Raw genomic sequence first — 15,086 nt, 5'->3', positions numbered from 1 at the left:
GGCGTGTTGTGGTGAGTATTTCGGGGGTGTTGCCCGAAGGCTTCAGCCTCATTACTCGAAGCGCTACCGCCAAGCAGTACGTCAATGGCCTGGATCTAGCGATTGGTCATACTATTCAGCTTGGAAGGCCCCGATATTTCGAGTTATAGATCAAAAGCACTCGCTTTAAAAATAAATTGTAATACTATTTGGCGAAAGGACGTGTCCGTCCCAGTGCGGGAAGGTCTAGTCCAGGAATGGCCTTCTGTACAGGTAATTGACGCCTAATCGTATGATCATTAGCCTCGATTTGCGGAACACACCGCGAACAGGGGCGGATCAATGAGCAGCAGTTTTCACGCGTCGACGGTAGACCGCCTGGGAGCCTGGATTGCTCAAGGCAATGTGATGCCGGGACAGTCGCTGAAGGTTGAAGCGGCGTTGGGTGAAGAATTCGGGGTCAGCCGGACGGTGATTCGCGAAGCCATCAAGACCTTGGTGGCCAAAGGGTTGCTGGAAGTCGGACCCAAGGTGGGCACGCGTGTATTGCCGGTGCGCAGCTGGAATCTGTTTGACCCGCAGGTCGTGGGATGGCTGGCGGCGAAAGGCCTGCCGGAGAGTTTTGTGCTGGACCTGCTGGATTTGAGGCGCGCCATTGAACCGATGGCCGTGCGTTGGGCCTGTGAAAGGGCGACACCGGAGCAGATTGCCGGAATTCAGGCGGCTTATGTTCGGCTGGCGGCCAGCGTCGCTGACCCGGGTGACTACAACGCGGCGGACCAACGCTTCCATGAAGCAGTGCTCGCGGCGAGTCATAACCAGTTCATCGAGCAGATGTTGCCGGCACTGGGTGCGTTGCTGGCCATTTCGTTCGAAGTCTCGTCGGCGGTGCCCGGAGAGCTCGGCAGAACCTTGCCGTTGCACAAGGATCTGGCGGACGCCATCGCCAACCGGGATTCGGCGCGGGGTGTCTGGGCCTGCATGAGCCTGATCGAAAACGCCGGTGAGGTGATTGCGCGTTCACGGGAGCAACCGTTGTCGCGCCGTTCCTGAGCAGGCACGTTTGACGTTTTACAGGTGAGCTTTTTGAGTGGCTCACGGACCTACAATAATAAGCAGGAAATTTTCCATGAAATGGCTGCCGGTCTGCGACCAGCGTTTCAAATTGGCCGAAGGGCCGTTCTGGGACCACGCCCACCAAGCGTTGTACTGGGTCGACATTGCCGGCTTCCGCGCGTTGCGCCTGCACGCTGGTGAGGTGTCCCACTGGCAGTTCAGCGAGCCGGTCTCCGCCTTCATACCCACCACGGCAGGCGACGCATTGGTCACCCTTGCCAGCGGCGTCCATCGCCTCGACCTCGATTCCCCGTCCCATCAACCTACTGTCTCTCTGCTGTGCGTTGCCGATCCTGTGCCCGGCAACCGTGCCAACGAAGCCCGTTGCGACGGGCATGGCGGACTCTGGCTCGGGACCATGCAGAACAACCTGGACGAAGAGGGCGGCGACCTGCCGATCGAGCGTCGATCCGGCGGGCTTTACCGCGTCGACGGTGATGCCTCAGTCGCGCCTCTGCTCAGTGGGCAAGGCATCGTCAACACCCTGGTCTGGCCAGATAACGATTCTGCCGTACTGACCGCCGACACTCTGGACGGCGTGATCTATCGTTACCCGATCAACGACGATGACTCTTTGGGTGACCGCGAGGTCTGGGCCCATGAGCATTCCCGTGGTGCACCCGATGGCTCGGCGATGGACGAAGACGGTTTTGTCTGGAACGCCCGCTGGGGCGGCGGCTGCCTGATCCGTTTTGCCCCCGATGGCAGCGTTGACCGGATCGTCGAACTGCCGGTTAGTCACCCGACCAGCTGCGTGTTCGGCGGGCCGGACATGACCACCTTGTTTGTCACCAGCGCGCGGCCTGCAGAAGGCGCGCTGGCGCTGGACGGAGCTGTGATTCAGATGGAAATTGGCATCAAGGGTATGGCTTCGCACCGCTTTGCGGGGTGACCCAAACCCTGCGTTGTCGAGGTGTGACACTCGGTTACATTGGCTTCATTGATAATATGATATGACTGTTTTCAGTCGAGCGGCGTGCTGTGTTTCCTGCTGCATGCCGCTCTGACACTCACTGCTGAACGCTGTAGCTAGTCAATAAAAATAAGGAGTTAGCTATGTTGAGTCGCCACGGGATTCGTTCCCTGTGCTGTGCTGCTGTTGCCACCGCCATTCTGGGTATGAGCGCCGGTATATCCGCCGCTGACGCCGAAAAGGTCAAGATCGGTTTTCTGGTCAAGCAGGCTGAAGAGCCCTGGTTCCAGACCGAGTGGCAGTTTGCCGAAAAGGCCGGTAAAGACCACGGTTTCGAAGTCATCAAAATCGCCGTTCCCGACGGTGAAAAAACCCTCTCCGCCATCGACAGCCTCGCCGCCAACGGCGCCAAAGGTTTTGTCATCTGCCCGCCTGATGTTTCCCTCGGCCCGTCCATCGTCGCCAAAGCCAAGGCCAACGATTTGAAAGTCATGGCCGTCGATGACCGGTTCGTCGACGCCAAAGGCAAGTTTATGGAAGACGTGCCGTACCTGGGCATGGCTGCGTTCGAAGTCGGCCAGAAACAGGGTGCGGCCATGGCCGACGAAGCGAAGAATCGCAAGTGGGACTGGAAAGAAACCTACGCGATCATCAACACCTACAACGAGCTGGACACCGGCAAGAAGCGCACCGACGGTTCGGTGGATGCGCTGAAGAAAGCCGGCCTGCCTGAGGATCACATCCTCTTCGCGCCGCAGAAGACCCTCGACGTGCCAGGCAGTATGGACTCCACCGGCGCTGCCCTGCCCAAACTGCCAAGCGGGGCGAAAAACCTCATCGTTGGCGGCATGAACGACAACACCGTTCTGGGCGGCGTGCGTGCCACAGCGGGCGCAGGCTTCGCGCCGGCCAACGTGATCGGCATCGGCATCAACGGTACTGACGCCATCGACGAGCTGAAGAAGAAGGAAAGCGGCTTCTTCGGATCGATGCTGCCCAGCCCCGACAAAGAAGGCTACAACACCGCCCTGCAGATGTTTGAGTGGGTCACCACCGGCAAAGAACCTGCGAAATACACCGCGATGGACGACGTGACGCTGATCACCCGCGCCAACTTCAAGGAAGTGCTGACCAAGATCGGTCTGTACAAGTAAGCGCGGCAGTCGAGTCGGGACGCCTGAAAATCAGGCGGATATCTGCGAGGCCCCGTCCCACCCGGCAAGGGTGGGGCGGGGTGGAGGTGGTTCATGCAACAGGCATCGGTTCAACAACAGGCTCAGCCTGGCGGCAGCCTGCGCTTCAACGGGATCGGCAAGACTTTTCCCGGTGTGAAGGCGCTGACGGACATCAATTTTGAAGCTCGGCCAGGCAGCGTTCACGCGCTGATGGGCGAGAACGGCGCGGGTAAATCCACGCTGCTGAAGATTCTCGGTGGCTCGTACCAGCCCAACAGCGGCGATCTGCAGATCGGCGATCAGCACCTGGCGTTCAAATCCACCGCCGACAGCATCGCCGCCGGCGTGGCAGTGATTCACCAGGAACTGCACTTGGTCCCTGAAATGTCGGTGGCGGAAAACCTGCTCCTCGGCCACATGCCCAATCGCTGGGGCATGATCAACCGTCGGGCCATGGTCCGCCGTGCGCGGGAGCTGCTCAAAGGCCTGGCCGACGAGATCGACCCGAACACGCGCCTGGGCGATCTCTCCCTGGGGCAGCGGCAACTGGTGGAAATCGCCAAGGCCATGTCGCGCAATGCCCACGTCATTGCCTTCGACGAGCCCACCAGCAGCCTGTCGGCGCGCGAGATCGATCGGCTGATGGCGATCATCACCAAGCTGCGGGACGAAGGCCGGGTCATTCTTTACGTGTCCCACCGAATGGAAGAAATCTTCCGCGTGTGTGACGCCGTGACCGTGTTCAAGGACGGCCGCTTCGTCCGCACCTTCGAGGACATGGCCGATCTGGACCATGACCGCCTGGTGACCTGCATGGTCGGGCGCGACATTCAGGACATCTACAACTACCGGACCCGCCAGCATCAGGGGCCGAGCCTGCGGGTGACCGGCCTGATGGGACCTGGCTTGCAGGAGCCCGCCAGTTTTGTAGTGGAGAAGGGCGAGATCCTCGGCTTCTTCGGCCTGGTCGGTGCCGGTCGGACCGAGATGTTTCGCATGCTGTCGGGGCTGACGCGCAGTCAGGCCGGAACCTTGCAGCTGGAAGGCAAGCCGCTGAACCTGCGTTCACCCCGGGACGCCATCGACGCCGGCATTCTGTTGTGCCCGGAAGACCGCAAGAAAGAAGGCATCGTGCCGCTTTCCAGCGTCGCCGAAAACATCAACATCGGCGCGCGGCCTCGGCACGTCAGTCTGGGTTGCCTGATCCAGGGACGCTGGGAGCGTGACAACGCCCGGCATCAGATCAAGTCGATGAACGTCAAGACGCCTTCGCCCGAGCAGCAGATGCTGTTTCTGTCGGGCGGCAATCAGCAGAAGGCGATTCTGGGCCGCTGGCTGTCAATGCCGATGAAGGTCCTGCTGCTGGACGAGCCCACCCGTGGCATCGACATCGGCGCGAAATCCGAGATCTATCAGATCATCCATAATCTCGCCGCCGATGGTATCGCGGTCATCGTGGTGTCCAGCGACCTGATGGAGGTCATGGGCATTTCCGATCGGATTCTGGTCATGAGTGAAGGCGCCATTACCGGCGAGCTGTCCCGGGAAGAGGCTAATGAACAGCGTCTTCTGCAACTGGCATTGCCGCGTACCCGCGGTTGAACCTGGCTATGAAAACTGGCTATGAAAAATAAGAACGAGGTGCGTATGTCTACCGAATCCAGCCTGACGGCTCCCCGCCAAGGCATGAACCTGCGTCGATTCGTCGACGACTGGGCCATGCTCATGGCCGCCCTGGGCATTTTTGTGCTTTGTGCGCTGCTGATCGACAACTTCATGTCGCCGCTGAACATGCGCGGCCTGGGTCTGGCGATCTCCACGGTCGGCATCGCCGCCTGCACCATGCTCTACTGCCTGGCCTCCGGGCATTTCGACCTGTCGGTCGGCTCGGTACTCGCGTGCTCAGGCGTTATTGCCGGGATCGTCATTCGCGACACCGACAGCGTGTTTCTGGGCGTATCGGCGGCGCTGGCCATGGGCTTGCTGGTCGGGCTGATCAACGGCATCGTCATCGCCAAGCTGCGCATCAACGCGCTGATTACCACGCTGGCGACCATGCAGATCGTCCGGGGCCTGGCCTACATCTTCTCCAACGGTAAAGCGGTGGGCGTAGGCGACGAGGCCTTTTTTGTGTTCGGTAACGGCCAGCTGTTCGGCGTGCCGGTGCCGATTCTGATCACTATTGTCTGCTTCGTATTCTTCGGCTGGCTGCTGAACTACACCACTTACGGCCGCAACACGCTGGCCATCGGCGGCAACCAGGAAGCGGCGTTGCTGGCAGGCGTCCACGTCGACCGGACCAAGATCATCATCTTCGCCGTGCACGGCTTGATTGGTGCGCTGGCCGGCGTGGTGCTGGCCTCGCGCATGACCTCGGGTCAGCCCATGATCGGCCAGGGTTTCGAGCTGACGGTCATTTCCGCATGCGTACTCGGCGGGGTGTCCCTGAGCGGCGGCATCGGCATGATTCGCCATGTCATCGCCGGGGTGTTGATTCTGGCGATCATCGAGAACGCCATGAACCTAAAGAACATCGACACGTTTTACCAGTATGTGATCCGCGGCACGATCCTGTTGCTCGCGGTGATCATCGACCGGTTGAAGCGTCGCTGATTCGGAGTCCTCAGTCGTTCGCTGTGTGGGGAGGCGTCCCCCCACACAGCCTTATCTCCTGCGAAGCCGCCTTACACCAGCTTCGAGGTCTCGAAGATCAACTTCATCGTGGCCTGGGCCAGCGACTGCGCTTCAACCCGGATCGTCTCCAGCTGCACTTTTGCCTCATTGAACCGGGCGTCGTGGTTGCGCACTTCGATGAGTTGCGTCAGCTGCAACGATGCATCAATCAGGCCGTATAGATTACGGTGCAGCTGATGGGTGACTTTGGTCAGATGGGGGTAAACGTCCGGGCTTTCCTCATGATCGATTACCGGTGCGCTGTTCATTGCGTCCGGCGATGCCCTGTTGCCACTCATGACGTAGTTCAGGTCGACACCGGCCTCCGCGATGCGCAACAGATAATCGGCCTTCGGCGACCGAGTGCCGTTCTCGTAATTGCCCTGCGCGTTGGTCTCGACGCCGCCGATCGCGCCCAATGCGCTCTGTGACAGCTTCAATCTGTTGCGTTCCTGCCTGAGTCTCAGGCCAATGCCTTTCATGCATTCAACTCCCTTTGACGATCGTGACAGTAGGCTGCTGGCTGCGACTTCATGGATCGACTCGGCAGAAGCAGGAGCAGATCAACGCAAACGGGTGCAGCTTAGGCGGTTTTATCTATTCACACCGGACAATACAGCCATCTGGTGGTAAAGAGGATCCAAAAATACCGGCTTGTAGGACTTTTCTCAAACAGTTGTATGATAACTATTCGAATGAAGCGTTTCTGATGTCGCTAACCAGCGTTTTTGGATAGTGGCTCAAAATGGCGGCGGGTCGGCGAGCGGCCGGGGGGGGTGGTGCCCCGGCGTTGTCGATGTCAGGAAGGGCAGCGTGCGTCGGGTTGACGAGCCCACTGGTTGGCGGTGCGGGCGATTGTATCGGCCAGTGTCGAAACGGCTTTCTGGTGAGCGACCACCAGATTTTCCATGCCGACGCCCGCCGGTTGCCGAATGACGCTGCTGCAGGTGAGTGTCTGCCGTTTGCTACCTGGACCGGCTCCGCTGCCACGCAGGCTCAGGTTCCAGACCACGTCGATCAGCGCGTATTGGTCCAGTACCGATTCAAAGCGACGTACGTCAGTGCGAACCGACAGCACTGGCTGGTCACTTTGTTTAGGCAAGCCCGCCAGGTCTCGGGACCCGAAGCGGCGTTCGAGCTGGCCGGTCAACGCATCATGGAACTCATCGCCCAGCGGCGCGCCCCAGCGCTCATTCTCCAGAATCGCCAGACTGCCGTTGCCCTGGCGGATCACCAGCGGCGGCTGATCGACCTGCACCGCCATGAGCACCGCCTGCATTTCAAACTGGAACGGCGCCGGACTTGCATTCGCCGGAGCCGGAGTGGCTGGCGCTATCAAGGTGTAATAGTGGGTTGGCGTGGAGGCGCAGGCCGTCACGCCCAGCACGCAGGCCAGGGCAAGAAGAGAGTTACGCAAGGTCATTGAGCAGGCTCCGGAGCGATTTCGCGGGAAGAGGAAGATCCTTTGTACGAGCCTGGCGCCGCATCGCCGGTGCGACCGCGAATCAGGGATTCGGGATGGCGGCTAAGGAAGTCGGTCAACACGCGCACCGAGCGCGCCGTGCGCTGGACTTCGTCCATGGCCTGACCCAGTTGCTGACGCGCTGGCGAGTCATCCGACAGCGCTTCGTTGGCCGTGCCCAGGGTTTTCTGCGCTTGCTGTAACGCGCCGCGCATCTGAGGCAAGACGTCGCTGTTGACCTGCTTCATGGTTTTCTGAAGTTCGATCAGGCTGCCGTTGAGGTTTTTCGCCAGGTCGTCGAGGGGGATTTTGCCGAGCTTGTCGACGAACGCCTGCAATTGCTCCTGCAATTTGTCGAAGCTGCCGGGCACCGTCGGGATCTCCAGCGGCCGTGCCTTGGCGTTGTAGGAAACCTTCGTCGCCTTCGGATCGAAATCCATTGCGACGTAAAGCTGGCCGGTCAGCAGGTTGCCGGTGCGCACCTGCGCCCGCAGCCCGCGCTCGACGAACTGGCCGAGGATCCTGGAGGTCTGCTCTTCATCGTCGCCACCGCCGGCCTGCTGCTTCAGCTTGTCATTGGCTGCGCCCAGACGTTGCGGATAGATCACCGCGCCGACGATCCCGGGGAACGTGCCCGTTGCCGGGTCGTAGTCGAGGTCCACCGACACGACGCGGCCCACGTTGACGCCGAGGAAGTCCACCGGCGCGTTGACCACCAGACCACGCAGCGACTGGTTGAAGCGCATGCGAATGTATTTGGGTTCGCCATCGGGCGGCGCCAGTGCAGTGGCCTGGTCTTCGAACAGTTTGAATTCGGCGTTGCCGTTTGCTGGTTTGGCGTCCGGGCTGTACTTGGGTTCGCGGAAGGCGATACCGCCGGAGAGGATCGAGGCCATGGACTGGGTCGATACCTTCAGGCCCGAAGCACCGAGGGTGACGTCGACCCCGCTGGCATTCCAGAAGCGTGAATCATCGAGGACGAACTGATCGTTTGGCGCGCCGACGAAAATTTCGACGTCCACGCCCTTGCCGTCCTTCGCCAGTTCGTAGGCCACCACCTGACCCACCTGAATGCGGCGGAAGTACACCGGCGAGCCGATGTCCAGAGAGCCAAGGTCGTCGGTGTGCAGAATGAAGCGCTTGCCTTTCTCGCCGAAGGTCACGGCCGGCGGGGTTTCCAGACCGGTGAAGTCTTTTTTGGTGTCTTCCGAGCTGCCGGCGTCGGCGCCGATGAAAGCCCCCGACAACAAGGTGTCGACGCCGGTGACGCCGTGGGCGCCGATGCGCGGACGCACCACCCAGTACTGCGTGTCGGCGCGGGTGAAGGGCGCGGCCGACTGGTTCAGGTCGATGCTCGCCAGCACGTGGGTGCGGTCATCGCTGAGTTCGATGTCGGTGACCATGCCGATGACCACGTTCTTGTACTTGACCTGGGTTTTCTTGGCTTCCAGACCCTCGGCCGTGAGGAAGCTCACCACCACTTTGGGGCCGACGTTGAGGAAGTCATGAACCACCATCGACAGGCCGATCAGGGCTGCGACGATCGGCACCAGCCAGACCAGCGAAACGCGCACCTTGCGGGCCTTGACCTGCGGTCGGGTCGGCGGGGAGGGGGGTAGGGTGTTATCGGACATCTTCAACCTCTGCGTCCCAGATTAGCCGGGGATCGAACGTCATGGCGGCAAGCATGGTCATCACCACCACCAAACCAAAAAACAGAATGCCAAGGCGCGGCTCGATGGTGCTGAGCCCGCGAAACTGCACCAGCGCTGCCACCAGCGCCACCACCAGCACATCGAGCATGGACCAGTAGCCGATCAATTCAATGAAACGAAACAGCCGCGAACGCTCGCGCATCGCCCAGGTGCTGCGGCGCTGGCACGTGATCAGTAACAGCCCCAGCACCAGAAACTTGATACAGGGCACGACCACACTGGCGATGAAAATCAGAATGGCAATGTCCCACGAGCCGCCTTCGGCGAACTCGATGACCCCGCTCATGATGGTGTTCTCGCTGCTGCTGCCGAGCATGGTCGTGTACATCACCGGCAACAGGTTGGCCGGGAGGTAGAAGATCAGCCCGGCAATCAGAAAGGCCCAGGTCCGCGTCAGGCTGTTGGGTTTGCGCCGATGCACCGGCGACTCGCAGCGCGGGCATTCATGGGCGTCTTCCGGGCAGACGTAACTGCAGATATGGCACAGGGTGACGTTGTACTCGCGGGCGTAGGGAATGCCGTTCATTCAGGTCCGACTCCCAATTCGTCCCACAGACGGCGGATGTCTTTGCCGGCGATCAGTACGATCAGCACCATCAGCATCGCCATGGCCCAGAGGCCGACGCCCGCGTGCACGTCCAGCATGCCCGCCAGTTTGACGATGGCCACCAGAATCCCCAGCAGGCACACCTCCAGCATGCTCCAGGGCCGCAAATGTTCGAGGGTGCGCATGCACATCTTGAAGCCGGGGGCGATCTCGCCGCGATGGGCGTGGGCGAGTACCCAGAACAGCAAGGCGATCTGCAGCGCTGGCGCGAGAATGATGGCCAGTCCCGCGACCAGCGCGATCAGTGTGATCTGCCCCTGGGCCAGCGCCTGAACCGAACCCCACAGCGTCACTTCGTTGTGCAGGCCCTGCATGCTGATGCTGATGACCGGGAATACGTTGGCGAAGATGAACAGGACGCAGGCGGCGATGGTCAGGGCGAGCAGTTGCTCGACGGTCATCCGGTGACTGCGACGAAGAATCGCAGCGCAGCGCAGGCAGTAGGCAGCCTCGCCTTTGTTCAGGGGCATGGCCTCATAGACCGAGTCGCAATGCTCACAGATGATCCACTGATCGGCGCGGGTCTGCGCCTCGGCGATCGCTGGAACGGGCGGCTGTTCGGATGCATGAGCCTGGCGGTGAGAGGTGTCAGTCATCGGCGCGGGCGTCGCGGGAGTCATGGGTGTGTTCACGATAGATCGGCTTTCGTGGATTGCGCGCCTGGGTGGCGGGCTGGCAACGATACACTGTCGGCGAAGCGCAGGCTCGCATTAGCTGAAGTGAACGTCATGAATGGTGCGCCTCGAAATACTTGAGAGATTGACCACAGTGCCATCATCGGGTTCGGTTATTTGTGGGGCGGGCAGCAATCTTTTCAGGGCTCCGCAACCGGGGAGGGATGAAGGCGGGTCCATTGCTGCAGCCGGGCAGTGTAGCGTCGGGCCGTTACAACTCCCGCCTGTCTGCGGTGATAGACTCCCGCCACTTCAAACGAGGAGCGACAGACGTGCGCAAGATGGCAATGATGGTGGCGGTGTTGATGCTGGCGGGTTGTGATGGTGGCAAGCCGGCGGCACCTGCCCAGGTTCCGAGCACTGATTCGACCGCTGAAGCGCCGACGCCCGCTTCGCAGCAATGGACCATTCGTGTTCATTTGAAGGAAGCGCTGAGCGACATGACCTATTGGCTGGTCGAGCACCATTACCCGTCTTACGTGGTGAAGGTCGATGGCAGGGAAGTGGTGATGATCGGGCCGTTCGAGTCTCAGGCGGATGCCGAGAAAGCCAAGACAGAGATCGATGCCGCGATGGTCAAGGGCCATCGCCTTTCACAGCTGGAAGTGATCGCGCCGCGGTCATAAAGATTTTATGAGGGCTTCCCGGCTAAAGCCGGTCCTACTAAGCGGATTACGCCGTTATTGGACCGGCTTCAGCCGGGAAGAGGCCACCTCAGGCACCCTCAAAGTCAGAGCCGATGCCTGAGACTTTCCGACTGAAGCCTATCCGTCAGCCGTTCAAACGTCGTTGATCAACGACGGCCCAGCAACAGACCCACTACCAGACCAAAGCCTGCCGAGACTGCCACGGTCTGCCATGGGTGGCCGCCGATGTAATTTTCGGTGGCATCAACGGCTGGCTTGGCGCGTTCGCGCACGCTGCCCACGGATTCCAGCGCCTGCTTGAGCTTCTGGCTCAGTTGGGCACGCACGGTGTCGGCTTCTTCGCCGACCAGGGAAGCGCTGTCCTTGAGCAGTTTGTCGGACTCTTCAATGAGGGCGGCCAGTTCGCTGAACGCTTGATCCTTGATCTGTTCGACAGCGGCGTTTTGGGCAGCAGTTTTACGAGCCATGGCAAATTTCCTTTCAGTGGTTATGGCAGTGTGCAATGGAGTTTTGAGCGCCTGAAAAGTTGCAGCGCATTTCCGCCAGCGGGCAAAAAGTGCGCGTATAGGGGTCGGGATTCACGGTCGGCGGGTGTAAGATGCTGACGTTTTTCGAGCCCGTCACCGGCTCCGTTTATGCATTTCGTTTTGACCACCGAGGTACATACCATGAGCTACAACCTGGCCAATAAAACCCTTCCGGAACGTGCCGCGATCGAGGACGAAAAGTCGCGCCTGTTCGATCTGTGGCAGAGCAATCTGGGCAAGGCCAAAGGTGACGCCGCGCGGCTGATGGGCGAGCGGGCCAAGCGCAAGGGCAAATGGTCGGAGTGGGTGCGCGGTGAGCTCGACGCCATGTCGCCGCCGGAGTACGCCAACATGGTGCGCGCCGAGGTGAATCGACTGGTGGCGGCTGCGCGGGGGTAGGTTTCGGTTTAGCCCGTCGGACGCCTTCCCGGCTGAAGCCGGTCCTGCCATGCGTGGTTTAGTGGGACCGGCTTCAGCCGGGAATAGGCCAGTCCTGGCGACATCATTTTTGCCCGTGTTTGCGGTGTGGCGGCTGACGCTTTCCCGGCTAAAGCCGGTCCCACTAAAAGCGTAAATCCGGTCGCTCAGTTTGCTATCACCAAGTGCCGCTGGCCGGTTTCGGCAGGCTCAGCGTGCCGCTGTCCTCGAAGCGCATCGTGCCGAACAGTCCGCCGGCCAGCTTGCCGTGCAATTCGTAGGGCAGGTTGTCCAGGCGCTGCTGATCGGCAAGGCCCACCGCCTGGCGCAGGGCGGCAAAGGCTGACACGGTGACCGGCACTGTCAACACGCCTTCGGAAAACCGCCCGATCGTGCCTTTCTGGTCGCTGACGCCAGAGGCCAGCAAGCGGCCGTTGACGTCCAGGTTCAGCGCCACGCCGTCGTACTGGATGTCGGTGTCGTTGGGGTTTTGCAGGCGCAGCTTCACGGCGAAGCGGATTTCCAGATCCTGGCCGGGCAGGGGATCGATGCCCACCACGTTGATGTTCAACGGGTCGCGGTTGGGAAACAGCGCGCAGGCGCTCAGTGCGAGCACCATGGTCAGGCCGGCGAGGAGGGTGCGGATCGGGCGTAGCGGCATCGGTGACTCCCGTGGCAGGCCGTTGGGGCGCAACACGCCCCTTCAAACGTCCTGGCGATTCAAGTGTGCGACCCCGCGCGCCGGGAGAGGTTCTGCGTCAGGTCACGCGGCGGGGCCAGGGGGCGGATCCTGCAGCACCTTGAGCGTGGCGGCTTCCGGGTCGAATTCGGTGAGCTCCGGCTCCTGGTATTCCTCCGGCAGGAAGATATTGAGGAGGATCGCGCAGAATGCACCAACGGTGATGGGCGATTCGAAAATGTTGTGCAGCGCCTTGGGCAGCTCGCGCAAGACCTCCGGCACGGCCGCGACGCCCAGGCCCATGCCCAGGGAAATCGCCACGATCAGCATGTTGCGCCGATGCAGGCCGGCTTCCGAGAGAATCTTGATGCCGGCCACCGCGACCGTGCCGAACATGATCAGCGTTGCGCCACCCAGCACCGGCTTGGGCATCAGTTGCAGCACCGCGCCGATGATCGGGAACAGGCCCAGCAGCACCAGAATCCCGGCGATAAAAAACGCCACATAGCGGCTGGCGACCCCTGTCAGCTGAATGACCCCGTTGTTCTGCGCGAACGTGACCATGGGCAGGCTGTTGAAGGTCGCGGCCAGCGCCGAATTCAGGCCGTCCGCCAGCAGCCCCGACTTGATCCGGCGGATGTAAACCGGCCCGCTCACCGGCTGTTGGGAAATCATCGAGTTGGCGGTGAGGTCCCCGGCGGCCTCCAGCGGCGACACAAGAAAGATCACCGCGATCGGGATGAACGCCAGCAGATCGAAGGAAAACCCGTATTTGAAGGGCACCGGAAGGCTCATCACCGGGACATGGGGCATCTGCGCGAAATCCACCCGGCCCATGAACCAGGCGACGGCGAAGCCCAAGGTCAGGCCGATGATGATTGCGCTCAGGCGCAACAACGGAATATTGAACCGGTTGAGCACCACGATGGTGATCAGCACCAGGCCGGCCAGGCCCATGTTCGCCGCGGAACCCAGGTCGCTGGCGCCGAAGCCGCCGGCCATGTCGGTCATCGCCACTTTCAACAGCGACAGGCCCATCAGGGTGATGATCGTACCCGTGACTACCGGGGTGATCAGCTTGCGCAATTTGCCGATGAATTGGCTGAGGGCCACTTCGACGAACGCCGCGCAGAAGCACACGCCGAAGATCGTCGAGAGGATTTCGTCGGTGCCGCCGCCGCGACTCTTGACCAGAAACCCGGCGCTGAGGATCACGCTGAGGAAGGAAAAGCTGGTGCCCTGCAGGCACAGCAGCCCTGAACCGATCGGGCCGAAGCGTTTGGCCTGAACGAAGGTGCCCAGCCCGGACACGAACAACGCCATGCTGATCAGGTACGGCACTTCACTGTCCAGCCCGAGCACGCTGCCGACGATGAGGGTAGGGGTGATGATGCCGACGAAACTGGCGAGCACGTGCTGCAACGCGGCGAAGATCGCGGCGGTGAAATGCGGTCGGTCATGCAGGCCGTAGATGAGGTCTGTTCTGGACGAAGCTGAAGTCGAGCGGGTCGGGGCGCTGTGTTGAGGTGCGGTCATGGATAGCCTGCCATTTTGTTTTTATGGGGTCATGGGCTTTGCGGATGACACATCTCCGACCGGTGCGGACATCTTGTCTTGCCGGTCAGGACTGACGACTGTACAACATGTCCACACGCATAAATACATTTTGGTAGTAGATTGTGTACAAAGTGAAAGGCGAGGCATGGCAGTCGGTCGTGGGAAAAAGGGCGCGCAGGATGCCAGAAAACATTAACCAGGTCAGCGATCGATGTCGGGTGGTTCCAAGGCCAATGCTCGCGACGCTGAACCATCTTTTGCCGAAAGCCTCCATAATGTTGGCCGCCAGTGTCGAACGCCATCAGTGGTGACCGTCATCAGCCTGTCGAGTTTGTTCCGCAGTATCTCTGGACAAGGAGGTTTTTACTGAGGCGTCACAATGATCAAGAGCACCGCACAGCAGTTTCCGTTGAGTGACTCGCAATTCGCATTGATCGCCCGGGCGCTGGCTGACAGCCGCCGCTTTCGGATTCTGGTTCAGATCGGCGACAGTGAACAGGCGCTGCCCTGCGCCGAAGTGCTGAAGGTCCACCCGGTCAGCGCCGCGACCGTTTCCCACCACACCAAAGAGCTTGAACGCGCCGGCCTCATCGCCACTCTGCGCGAAGGTAAATACGCCAGCTTCATGATCCAGCGCGAGGTGCTGCATGCCTACGCTCGGCAGTTGATGCTGATCTAACGTGCCCCGCCTCGTCTGCAGGACGCGGAGCGTCCGGGGCGGTGTTACCACGCGGAGCGTGGGAACAATCAACACAAGGGCACCGTGTGCAGTCAGTGGGATTGGCTCGGACTGTAGGACCGGCTTTAGCCGGGAAGCCGTTGATCTTGATTTGCTTTTGATCTTCATGCGCAAAAAGGCCAGAGACCGCCAGTCGCGAGTTTCATGTCCAGCGCCATTGAAAACGGCCTCGTCCGCCCCTATCTCTGAGGATGTCCCGCAACCGA

The 15,086-nt window shown here is 60.8% G+C and carries 16 protein-coding genes; 8 read left to right on the top strand and 8 right to left on the bottom strand.

Annotation, left to right across the window (positions count from 1 at the left end; all coding sequences use genetic code 11):
* The first annotated feature begins 321 nt into the window (after positions 1–321).
* From QWI20_RS03370 to araH, 5 genes are all read left to right on the top strand, one after another.
* The gene (locus QWI20_RS03370; RefSeq protein ID WP_369304165.1) at positions 322–1,032 is read left to right on the top strand and encodes a FadR/GntR family transcriptional regulator; all 711 of its coding nucleotides are present in this window, start codon (positions 322–324) and stop codon (positions 1,030–1,032) included.
* A 76-nt stretch (positions 1,033–1,108) separates the two neighbouring features.
* The gene (locus QWI20_RS03365) at positions 1,109–1,987 is read left to right on the top strand and encodes an SMP-30/gluconolactonase/LRE family protein (protein ID WP_369304163.1); all 879 of its coding nucleotides are present in this window, start codon (positions 1,109–1,111) and stop codon (positions 1,985–1,987) included.
* A 164-nt stretch (positions 1,988–2,151) separates the two neighbouring features.
* Entirely contained in the window at positions 2,152–3,162 is a 1,011-nt protein-coding gene (locus tag QWI20_RS03360) for a substrate-binding domain-containing protein (RefSeq protein ID WP_369304162.1), read from the top strand.
* Positions 3,163–3,255: 93 nt separating this feature from the next.
* The gene (gene araG, locus QWI20_RS03355) at positions 3,256–4,785 is read left to right on the top strand and encodes an L-arabinose ABC transporter ATP-binding protein AraG (RefSeq protein WP_369304161.1); all 1,530 of its coding nucleotides are present in this window, start codon (positions 3,256–3,258) and stop codon (positions 4,783–4,785) included.
* 45 nt (positions 4,786–4,830) lie between these two features.
* The gene (araH, locus tag QWI20_RS03350) at positions 4,831–5,796 is read left to right on the top strand and encodes an L-arabinose ABC transporter permease AraH (RefSeq protein ID WP_166650464.1); all 966 of its coding nucleotides are present in this window, start codon (positions 4,831–4,833) and stop codon (positions 5,794–5,796) included.
* A 71-nt stretch (positions 5,797–5,867) separates the two neighbouring features.
* On the opposite strand, the gene QWI20_RS03345 is transcribed toward araH, so the two are convergent.
* The 5 genes from QWI20_RS03345 to QWI20_RS03325 all read right to left on the bottom strand — a co-directional run bounded on the left by QWI20_RS03345 (position 5,868) and on the right by QWI20_RS03325 (position 10,110).
* Entirely contained in the window at positions 5,868–6,338 is a 471-nt protein-coding gene (locus QWI20_RS03345; RefSeq protein WP_369304160.1) for a helix-turn-helix domain-containing protein, read from the bottom strand.
* 317 nt (positions 6,339–6,655) lie between these two features.
* Positions 6,656–7,279 carry a membrane integrity-associated transporter subunit PqiC gene (locus tag QWI20_RS03340; protein ID WP_369304159.1) on the bottom strand — a complete coding sequence of 208 codons (624 nt, stop codon included), beginning with the start codon at positions 7,277–7,279 and terminating at the stop codon, positions 6,656–6,658.
* A complete protein-coding gene (locus tag QWI20_RS03335) occupies positions 7,276–8,952 on the bottom strand; it encodes an intermembrane transport protein PqiB (protein WP_369304158.1) in 1,677 nt (558 codons plus the stop codon). The genes QWI20_RS03340 and QWI20_RS03335 overlap by 4 nt, the downstream gene beginning before the upstream one ends.
* Entirely contained in the window at positions 8,942–9,559 is a 618-nt protein-coding gene (locus tag QWI20_RS03330; RefSeq protein ID WP_369304157.1) for a paraquat-inducible protein A, read from the bottom strand. Before QWI20_RS03330 ends, QWI20_RS03335 begins: the two co-directional genes overlap by 11 nt.
* Positions 9,556–10,110 (bottom strand): paraquat-inducible protein A, encoded by a 555-nt coding sequence (locus QWI20_RS03325; RefSeq protein WP_369304291.1) that lies wholly within the window; start codon positions 10,108–10,110, stop codon positions 9,556–9,558. The genes QWI20_RS03330 and QWI20_RS03325 overlap by 4 nt, the downstream gene beginning before the upstream one ends.
* A gap of 476 nt (positions 10,111–10,586) precedes the next feature.
* Between QWI20_RS03325 and QWI20_RS03320 the strand changes: the two genes are divergently transcribed.
* Positions 10,587–10,940 (top strand): SPOR domain-containing protein, encoded by a 354-nt coding sequence (locus QWI20_RS03320; RefSeq protein WP_369304156.1) that lies wholly within the window; start codon positions 10,587–10,589, stop codon positions 10,938–10,940.
* A 167-nt stretch (positions 10,941–11,107) separates the two neighbouring features.
* Here the strand turns inward: QWI20_RS03320 and QWI20_RS03315 are convergent, their stop codons facing one another.
* Positions 11,108–11,428, bottom strand: coding sequence for a YqjD family protein (locus QWI20_RS03315; RefSeq protein ID WP_192172383.1), 321 nt, complete (start codon positions 11,426–11,428; stop codon positions 11,108–11,110).
* Between the two features lie 201 nt (positions 11,429–11,629).
* Between QWI20_RS03315 and QWI20_RS03310 the strand changes: the two genes are divergently transcribed.
* Positions 11,630–11,887 carry a hypothetical protein gene (locus QWI20_RS03310; RefSeq protein ID WP_122534790.1) on the top strand — a complete coding sequence of 86 codons (258 nt, stop codon included), beginning with the start codon at positions 11,630–11,632 and terminating at the stop codon, positions 11,885–11,887.
* A 196-nt stretch (positions 11,888–12,083) separates the two neighbouring features.
* Here QWI20_RS03310 and QWI20_RS03305 read toward each other — a convergent pair whose 3' ends face one another.
* The gene (locus tag QWI20_RS03305; protein ID WP_369304155.1) at positions 12,084–12,566 is read right to left on the bottom strand and encodes an LEA type 2 family protein; all 483 of its coding nucleotides are present in this window, start codon (positions 12,564–12,566) and stop codon (positions 12,084–12,086) included.
* A 102-nt stretch (positions 12,567–12,668) separates the two neighbouring features.
* A complete protein-coding gene (locus QWI20_RS03300; protein ID WP_369304154.1) occupies positions 12,669–14,120 on the bottom strand; it encodes a nucleobase:cation symporter-2 family protein in 1,452 nt (483 codons plus the stop codon).
* A gap of 400 nt (positions 14,121–14,520) precedes the next feature.
* Between QWI20_RS03300 and QWI20_RS03295 the strand changes: the two genes are divergently transcribed.
* Positions 14,521–14,820, top strand: a complete 300-nt coding sequence (locus QWI20_RS03295; protein ID WP_369304153.1) for an ArsR/SmtB family transcription factor — start codon at positions 14,521–14,523, stop codon at positions 14,818–14,820.
* Positions 14,821–15,086 lie beyond the last annotated feature (266 nt).

It is taken from the genome of Pseudomonas sp. W2-17, from assembly GCF_041060445.1.
In the GTDB taxonomy this organism is placed as follows: domain Bacteria; phylum Pseudomonadota; class Gammaproteobacteria; order Pseudomonadales; family Pseudomonadaceae; genus Aquipseudomonas.
The sequence above is the reverse complement of the archived record's forward strand: the minus strand, read 5'-3'. Positions and strand labels throughout refer to the sequence as shown.

What these genes read in the sequence shown, in the direction of transcription:
- QWI20_RS03310 (WP_122534790.1), top strand. Translation starts at nt 11,630, where the DNA reads ATGAGCTACAACCTGGCCAATAAAACCCTTCCGGAACGTGCCGCGATC.
- QWI20_RS03330 (WP_369304157.1), bottom strand. Translation starts at nt 9,559, where the DNA reads ATGAACGGCATTCCCTACGCCCGCGAGTACAACGTCACCCTGTGCCAT.
- QWI20_RS03340 (WP_369304159.1), bottom strand. Translation starts at nt 7,279, where the DNA reads ATGACCTTGCGTAACTCTCTTCTTGCCCTGGCCTGCGTGCTGGGCGTG.
- QWI20_RS03300 (WP_369304154.1), bottom strand. Translation starts at nt 14,120, where the DNA reads ATGACCGCACCTCAACACAGCGCCCCGACCCGCTCGACTTCAGCTTCG.
- araH (WP_166650464.1), top strand. Translation starts at nt 4,831, where the DNA reads ATGTCTACCGAATCCAGCCTGACGGCTCCCCGCCAAGGCATGAACCTG.
- araG (WP_369304161.1), top strand. Translation starts at nt 3,256, where the DNA reads ATGCAACAGGCATCGGTTCAACAACAGGCTCAGCCTGGCGGCAGCCTG.
- QWI20_RS03365 (WP_369304163.1), top strand. Translation starts at nt 1,109, where the DNA reads ATGAAATGGCTGCCGGTCTGCGACCAGCGTTTCAAATTGGCCGAAGGG.
- QWI20_RS03325 (WP_369304291.1), bottom strand. Translation starts at nt 10,110, where the DNA reads ATGCCCCTGAACAAAGGCGAGGCTGCCTACTGCCTGCGCTGCGCTGCG.
- QWI20_RS03345 (WP_369304160.1), bottom strand. Translation starts at nt 6,338, where the DNA reads ATGAAAGGCATTGGCCTGAGACTCAGGCAGGAACGCAACAGATTGAAG.
- QWI20_RS03315 (WP_192172383.1), bottom strand. Translation starts at nt 11,428, where the DNA reads ATGGCTCGTAAAACTGCTGCCCAAAACGCCGCTGTCGAACAGATCAAG.
- QWI20_RS03360 (WP_369304162.1), top strand. Translation starts at nt 2,152, where the DNA reads ATGTTGAGTCGCCACGGGATTCGTTCCCTGTGCTGTGCTGCTGTTGCC.
- QWI20_RS03370 (WP_369304165.1), top strand. Translation starts at nt 322, where the DNA reads ATGAGCAGCAGTTTTCACGCGTCGACGGTAGACCGCCTGGGAGCCTGG.
- QWI20_RS03295 (WP_369304153.1), top strand. Translation starts at nt 14,521, where the DNA reads ATGATCAAGAGCACCGCACAGCAGTTTCCGTTGAGTGACTCGCAATTC.
- QWI20_RS03335 (WP_369304158.1), bottom strand. Translation starts at nt 8,952, where the DNA reads ATGTCCGATAACACCCTACCCCCCTCCCCGCCGACCCGACCGCAGGTC.
- QWI20_RS03305 (WP_369304155.1), bottom strand. Translation starts at nt 12,566, where the DNA reads ATGCCGCTACGCCCGATCCGCACCCTCCTCGCCGGCCTGACCATGGTG.